Origin of the sequence: Moritella viscosa, assembly GCF_900120065.1 — a bacterium.
Taxonomy (GTDB): domain Bacteria; phylum Pseudomonadota; class Gammaproteobacteria; order Enterobacterales; family Moritellaceae; genus Moritella; species Moritella viscosa.
The window spans coordinates 119,941-126,214 of record NZ_FPLG01000087.1 but is presented as its reverse complement, the minus strand read 5'-3'; the positions used below and the strand labels follow the sequence as shown (position 1 = coordinate 126,214).

The window sequence follows — 6,274 nt, the reverse complement described above, 5'->3', positions numbered from 1 at the left end:
CGACTGAGCTATTCGGGCAATGGAGCGTCATTAAATAGAATTTAGGCCGATCCGTCAACTGTTTCACCCTGTTTAGTGAAAATAATATGCGTTAACCCTATGCGCTGCCTGATTAATCATCAATACGTGTATTTTGTTGACGTTTAACTGCTCAGTTGACGAAAATGACGGTTTACCTCATACACATAGTTTTTTATATCAGCTCGAGATTGCGCATTAGTGAAACTTTGGTAAACCTCATAAGAAGACAAGCCATTTATTATGCTCAACGCTTCATTTTTGTTCTTTGAGAAGGTTTGCAGCATATTTTTAGGTCCTGCAATATAACTTGCTAGCGTGGCATAGTAGCGAGATTTTGGATTGCTAATTTTTTTAAGGTATTGTTTATCTAATAAATTTAAATAACTCATACCGATATCTAGATTATTATTGTTATTAAATAGCCAGTTTGGTTGTGGTTTAAAGGGATATTTCTTTTGTTGCTGAAATACATCTTGGCCAATCGAATCAGAAATTTGCATTAGACCAATGCGCCTGTTGTGATTTAAGGCGTAGGGGTTAAATAAGCTATCGACTTGGATCATGGCTGTGACTACGTTGCTATCAATACCATAACGTTGCGCTGATTGTTTAATCTGAGCTTGATAGCGTTGCATACGCACTTTGGTATGGTTAGGGGTTAAAGTAAATATTACGACGTCTACAGAACTACCATTTATCGTTATTTTCTTACGCTTATGCTTAATAAGAGAATTAGCATAGCGAGAAGCGCGCCAATGCCATTTTATTGATTTCCCATCATTATCTTTAACTTGTAGGTACAGAAAGGGCTTCCCTTTAATTTCAGAGCTGTAACTAGTGTAGAAATCGGTGTATTTAGGCTGTTCAGGGGCAAGTAAGGTGTACTCAATCGCCTGTTTAAGGTATTGCTGGCTATTTGGTTGTGTGAGAGTCTCGACACGGACGCTACCTTGTTGAAAATCGATAATTGAGCGGCTGCGATAATTGTTGGTATATTTGATATAGCGATAATTGCTTGAAAACGAGAGTTCAGTATCACCCCAAATTTCGGTAACATTTTGATAATAATTGTCTTTTAGGGCTTTAAGTGCGGTATTGTCTTTTTCGTTGGATCTTTCGGTTTTAGCGCGGTAATTGGGTTGTTGATAAGAAAGCCGTTCTAACGCTTGAGACGTATTGTTGAGACTAGCGAGTTCGACAGAGTGTTGATAGTTACTCATCGAGCAAGCGGTTAATACACAGCAACTGACAGCGATTAATATGATACGGAGTATAGACATATGGTTGATTTGTTCTCTGGGTTAAAACTTGCCTAGCGCTAGAGTATCACGCTAGGCAATTGGATTAGGCTTTAGGGGTAAAACCCTCAATGATTACGTCTTCACCTTCAAACAGGTATTTGATCATCTCTTGTTCTAGAAATGCGCGATCATTTTCATCCATCATGTTTAATTTTTTTTCATTCAACAGCATGGTTTGTTTTTGCTGCCATTCTGACCATGCTTCTTGGCAAATATGATCAAAAATACGCTTGCCTACTTCACCTGGATAAATTTGAAAACGTAAACCTTCCGCTTCTTTTTGTAAGCGTGTGCAGAAAACCATTCTAGCCATGTTATGCCTCTCTCAATGCTTGAGATGTTAATAATTTTTTAGTTGCAGCTGCTAATCCCACAGTTGCCGGTTGCTCTATGTTATACCAAAGAGTCCCTTGAGGTTCCATTATTTGCGTACTTGTTGTGGCATTTATTTTTACTAACAATGGGCTGATATCAAGATGGAAGTGACTGAAAGTGTGTCTAAATCCAGGCAACTCTTGGCTAGTAAACTCACTAATACCAAATTGTTCTAGCTGTTCTTCCAGCGATAAATTGTCATCGCGTTCAGGGAAACACCATAATCCCCCCCAAATACCTGCCGGTGGGCGCTGCTGTAAACACAGTGTAGAACCTTGTTTTAGTAATAACATTTGCACGGTTCTGACTGGGATTGTTTTTTTAGGTTTAGGGGTTGGGAATGCTGTTGGTGTACCCATTGCATGTGCTTTACAATCTTCATTTACTGGGCAAATATCACAATCAGGTCGACTACGGGTGCACACTGTCGCGCCCAGATCCATCATCACCTGATTATAATTAGCGGTTTGTTGTTGCGGGGTCAGTTCTTCTGATAGTGCCCACAGCGTATTTTCAACAGCCTTCTTGCCATACCAACCTTCAATGGCACCCCAACGTGTTAAAACGCGTTTTACGTTGCCGTCTAATATAGGGTGTGGTTGATCTAATGATAATGACAAAATTGCGCCCGCGGTTGAGCGACCGACACCGGGTAATGCTAATACTTGTTCAAATTCGGTTGGGAACAGACCTTGATATTCATCGCGGATCAATTGTGCCGCTTTATGTAAATTACGGCCTCGAGCGTAATAACCTAGCCCTGTCCATAAATGTAATACCTCATCGATGTGTGCATTAGCCAAATCGATAACTGTGGGAAACTTCTCCATAAAAGTGGTGAAATAAGGGATCACAGTGCTGACTTGGGTTTGTTGTAACATCACTTCACTTAACCAAGTAGGGTAAGGTTCGTGGTATTGTTGCCAAGGCAGATCTTTACGACCAAAGTCTTTAAACCAAGCAAGTGCCCGTGGAGCAAATGTGTCTTTATTATTCTCTAATGGCGATTTCATCGGGTATTTTTAGCAAATGTGGGGAGTTTAGGGTGAAATTATGCCACACAAAACTTGCCAAATTCAGCTATCTTTGGATAATGCCCGAATTAATAGATAAATTTATAATGTTTATGGCGATTAAATTGTCATAACGGCGACTGGATAAAAAATGACTGAACATAAAAGAATAGCAGAACCTGAATTAACAGAAGACGGTAAACGTATCCGTAAAGTGAGAAGTTTTGTTTTACGTGAAGGGCGTTTAACCAAAGGCCAGGAAGCCGCTATGAACGATTTTTGGCCGACTATGGGTCTAGATCATGACATGGGCATGCTCGATTTCGCTGAAGTTTTCGGTAACGACAATCCTGTGACATTAGAAATTGGTTTTGGTATGGGTGCATCTTTAGTTGAGATGGCGGCTGCTTCACCAGAGAAAAACTTTATTGGTATCGAAGTGCACTCACCAGGTGTTGGTGCATGCCTAATGGCTGCGGGTGAACGCGGTATCACTAACTTGCGCGTATTTTGCCATGATGCAGTGGAAGTATTAGCGGATTGTATCCCAGATACTAGCTTAGGTGGCATGCAATTATTCTTCCCTGATCCTTGGCATAAGAAGCGTCATCACAAACGTCGAATTGTACAAGTAGAATTTGCAGAAAGTATTCGCCAAAAACTTAGCTTAGGTGGTATCTTCCATATGGCGACGGACTGGGAAAACTATGCCGAGCATATGATTGAAATAATGGCTGCTGCACCCGGTTATGAAAATACCGCAACAGAAGGGCATTTTGTGCCACGCCCAGATTGGCGTCCATTAACTAAATTCGAACAACGTGGTCACCGTTTAGGGCACGGCGTTTGGGATATTATTTATAAACGTACTAAGTAATTCGAGGTAATAATGGCTAAAAATCGTAATCGTCGTCTACGTAAGAAACTACGTGTAGATGAATTCCAAGAGTTAGGTTTTGATCTTTCTTGGGATTTCCCAGAGGGTATAACTGAAGAGCAGGTTGACGCTATCTTAGATGGTTTCATTGCTGAAGTTATCGATCCAAACAAACTGGCGTTTGCTGCAGACGGAAACTTACAATGGGATGGTATGATTTGTACTGAAACCCACGGTAAATGTACTGAAGAGCAACGTGAACAAGTGAAAACTTGGTTAGAAGCAAAAGGTGTTAAAAACCTAATTGTTAGCCCATTATTTGATTTATGGTACGGTGAAGAAGGCGAATAAGCCAATTTACTAGTCATTAAAACCGACTGTTTTTCAGATCTATCTCCTTAAACGGTCGGTTATTTGTTGTCTTATTTCTACGCACAGACAATTTCTCTTTTCTTTTATTTTTGTTCCCGCTTATCTACAGCACATCGAACACTGCATTTAAAATAGGTTATTTATGCTTTCTAACGCATCTTTAGAAGAACTGCTCGACGAAATACGCCCGTTAATTGGCGAAGGCCATGTTGCCGATTATATACCTGCATTGGCCAATGTGAATCCTAATCAATTGGGAATTGCTGTGTGTATGGCTAACGGTGATGTATTTACAGCGGGTGATGCAGATATACGTTTTTCAATTCAAAGTATTTCGAAAGTATTTGCATTGACTGCGGCATTAACACGTTTTTCTGAAGATGAGTTATGGACAAGGGTTGGACGTGAACCTTCTGGCCAAGCATATAATTCACTTATTCAATTAGAGTTTGAAAAAGGCAAACCGCGTAATCCGTTTATTAATGCTGGCGCATTGGTGGTGGCTGATATGTTGCAAAGTCGCCTTTCTGCACCGAAACAACGGATGTTGGAATTACTCCGAAAACTGGCTAACTCGACTGATATCTATATTGATTATGACGTAGCAGATTCAGAATTTGAACACATGGCACGTAATGCCGCTATTGCTTATTTGATGAAATCACACGGCAACTTTAGTAATCATGTCGAAACGGTATTACAGAGCTATTTTAGCTATTGTGCGATTAATATGAATTGCGTGGAATTGGCCACTGCATTCTCATTTTTAGCGAAAAAAGGTATACCTTGTCATCGTAACAAGAGTTTGGTTAGTGAGCGTTGTACTCGCCGCTTAAATGCGTTACTGGCGACATGTGGTTTATATGATGAATCTGGAGACTTTGCTTTCCGTGTTGGTATGCCTGCAAAAAGTGGGGTTGGCGGTGGTATTGCTGCTGTTATCCCGGGGAAATTAACGGTTTGTGTGTGGTCGCCAGAATTGAATGAATCAGGTAATTCATTAGCGGGTACAGCATTGTTAGAATTGTTTAGTGAGCGTTTTGGTCACTCAATTTTTTAATATGCTTGATATACATGATTTCGAATAGCGAGTGCTAACAATAATGCATTCATTACTGCTCGCACTGCTATTTAATGTGTTTAGATAAACAGATCGAATAAGCTGTTTAGATAACGATGGCCAAGTCTGGTCACTTGCCAATGGCTTTCGGTTTCAGTCAGTAAACCTTTCTTCACCGCGGCATTAATCTGCTCACTAATCGTGGATAGTGGTAATCCAGTAAAGTCACAAAAGTCCTGCTTGGGTGTTGCTTCGATTAAGCGAAAGCGATTCATGAAGAACTCAAATGGCAGTTCGTCTCGAGCTACCACATGTTCATTGTCTAAAAAGGCTTTGTCAGCGTCCATATAACCGCGTGGATGCTTTACTTTACTGCGACGGACTATCTGACCTGTTTCTGGTTCAGTAAGCTTACCGTGAGCACCACAGCCAATGCCGATATAATCACCAAAACGCCAATAATTTAAATTGTGCTGGCACTGCTTTCCAGCTTTCGCATAGCCTGATATTTCATATTGTTCATAACCGGCTTCACTTAGCAGCGCATGACCTTGTTCAAAAATATCCCAGAGGATATCTTCGTCCGGTAAGGTTGGTGGCTTAGAGTAAAACTGGGTGTTCTGCTCAATGGTTAATTGATACCAAGACAGATGATAAGGCGCTAATTCTACTGCCTTATTTAAGTCATATAAGGCATCATTCAGATCTTGATGTGGTAGGCCATGCATCAGGTCCAAATTGAATGAATTTAGCGCTGATTCGGTGGCAATGTTGGCTGCGCGGATCGCTTCGTCTGGATCGTGAATCCGACCCAATAGATTGAGTTTTTCGGCTTGCAAACTTTGCACACCTATTGAGATCCGGTTAATCCCCGCGGCTACATAACCGTGAAAACGGTCGGCTTCGACCGTGCCTGGATTTGCTTCCATGGTGATCTCAATATTTTCGCTAAACGGGACCATAGCTTCGATACCGTTAAGTATTTTGGCAATGCCTTCTGAACTGATCAAGCTCGGAGTACCGCCACCAATAAAGATCGAATGCAAAGAACGCTGAAATACACGGGGTAGTTCACTGCGCAGATCCGCCAGTAGGTCTTGAATATATTCGTCTTCTGGGATCTTACCTTTCTGCGTATGTGAGTTGAAATCACAATAGGGACATTTTTGTACACACCAAGGAATATGCACATATAAACTCAATGGCGGTAGTCGCATTGGCAGTGTTGTTACTGTATTGGTTGTAGTCGTCATCA

The 6,274-nt window shown here is 41.1% G+C and carries 7 protein-coding genes; 3 read left to right on the top strand and 4 right to left on the bottom strand.

All coding sequences use genetic code 11. The features are described from left to right. Nucleotides 1–143 precede the first annotated feature (143 nt). The 3 genes from BT797_RS12120 to mutY form a co-directional block, all read right to left on the bottom strand. Nucleotides 144–1,301, bottom strand: coding sequence for a murein transglycosylase domain-containing protein (locus BT797_RS12120; protein WP_045112052.1), 1,158 nt, complete (start codon nt 1,299–1,301; stop codon nt 144–146). A 64-nt stretch (nt 1,302–1,365) separates the two neighbouring features. Then, nucleotides 1,366–1,635 carry an oxidative damage protection protein gene (locus tag BT797_RS12115; RefSeq protein ID WP_045112051.1) on the bottom strand — a complete coding sequence of 90 codons (270 nt, stop codon included), beginning with the start codon at nt 1,633–1,635 and terminating at the stop codon, nt 1,366–1,368. A 1-nt stretch (nt 1,636) separates the two neighbouring features. Further along, complete coding sequence (mutY, locus tag BT797_RS12110) at nt 1,637–2,710, bottom strand: A/G-specific adenine glycosylase (RefSeq protein ID WP_045112050.1); 1,074 nt, start codon at nt 2,708–2,710, stop codon at nt 1,637–1,639. Between the two features lie 151 nt (nt 2,711–2,861). On the opposite strand from mutY, the gene trmB reads away from it, so the two are divergent. From trmB to glsB, 3 genes are all read left to right on the top strand, one after another. Next, entirely contained in the window at nt 2,862–3,587 is a 726-nt protein-coding gene (gene trmB, locus BT797_RS12105) for a tRNA (guanosine(46)-N7)-methyltransferase TrmB (RefSeq protein ID WP_045112042.1), read from the top strand. Between the two features lie 12 nt (nt 3,588–3,599). Beyond that, nucleotides 3,600–3,938: a YggL 50S ribosome-binding family protein gene (locus BT797_RS12100; RefSeq protein ID WP_045112041.1), complete on the top strand. Its 339-nt coding sequence runs from the start codon at nt 3,600–3,602 to the stop codon at nt 3,936–3,938. Nucleotides 3,939–4,101: 163 nt separating this feature from the next. Continuing rightward, the gene (gene glsB, locus BT797_RS12095) at nt 4,102–5,019 is read left to right on the top strand and encodes a glutaminase B (protein ID WP_045112040.1); all 918 of its coding nucleotides are present in this window, start codon (nt 4,102–4,104) and stop codon (nt 5,017–5,019) included. An 80-nt stretch (nt 5,020–5,099) separates the two neighbouring features. On the opposite strand, the gene hemW is transcribed toward glsB, so the two are convergent. After that, on the bottom strand, nt 5,100–6,236 hold the full coding sequence (gene hemW / locus BT797_RS12090) for a radical SAM family heme chaperone HemW (protein WP_170860757.1): 1,137 nt from the start codon (nt 6,234–6,236) through the stop codon (nt 5,100–5,102). Nucleotides 6,237–6,274 lie beyond the last annotated feature (38 nt).

Excerpts from the sequence above, each read along its gene's own strand:
- BT797_RS12120 (WP_045112052.1), bottom strand. The coding sequence starts at position 1,301 with ATGTCTATACTCCGTATCATATTAATCGCTGTCAGTTGCTGTGTATTA.
- BT797_RS12115 (WP_045112051.1), bottom strand. The coding sequence starts at position 1,635 with ATGGCTAGAATGGTTTTCTGCACACGCTTACAAAAAGAAGCGGAAGGT.
- mutY (WP_045112050.1), bottom strand. The coding sequence starts at position 2,710 with ATGAAATCGCCATTAGAGAATAATAAAGACACATTTGCTCCACGGGCA.
- trmB (WP_045112042.1), top strand. The coding sequence starts at position 2,862 with ATGACTGAACATAAAAGAATAGCAGAACCTGAATTAACAGAAGACGGT.
- BT797_RS12100 (WP_045112041.1), top strand. The coding sequence starts at position 3,600 with ATGGCTAAAAATCGTAATCGTCGTCTACGTAAGAAACTACGTGTAGAT.
- glsB (WP_045112040.1), top strand. The coding sequence starts at position 4,102 with ATGCTTTCTAACGCATCTTTAGAAGAACTGCTCGACGAAATACGCCCG.
- hemW (WP_170860757.1), bottom strand. The coding sequence starts at position 6,236 with ATGCGACTACCGCCATTGAGTTTATATGTGCATATTCCTTGGTGTGTA.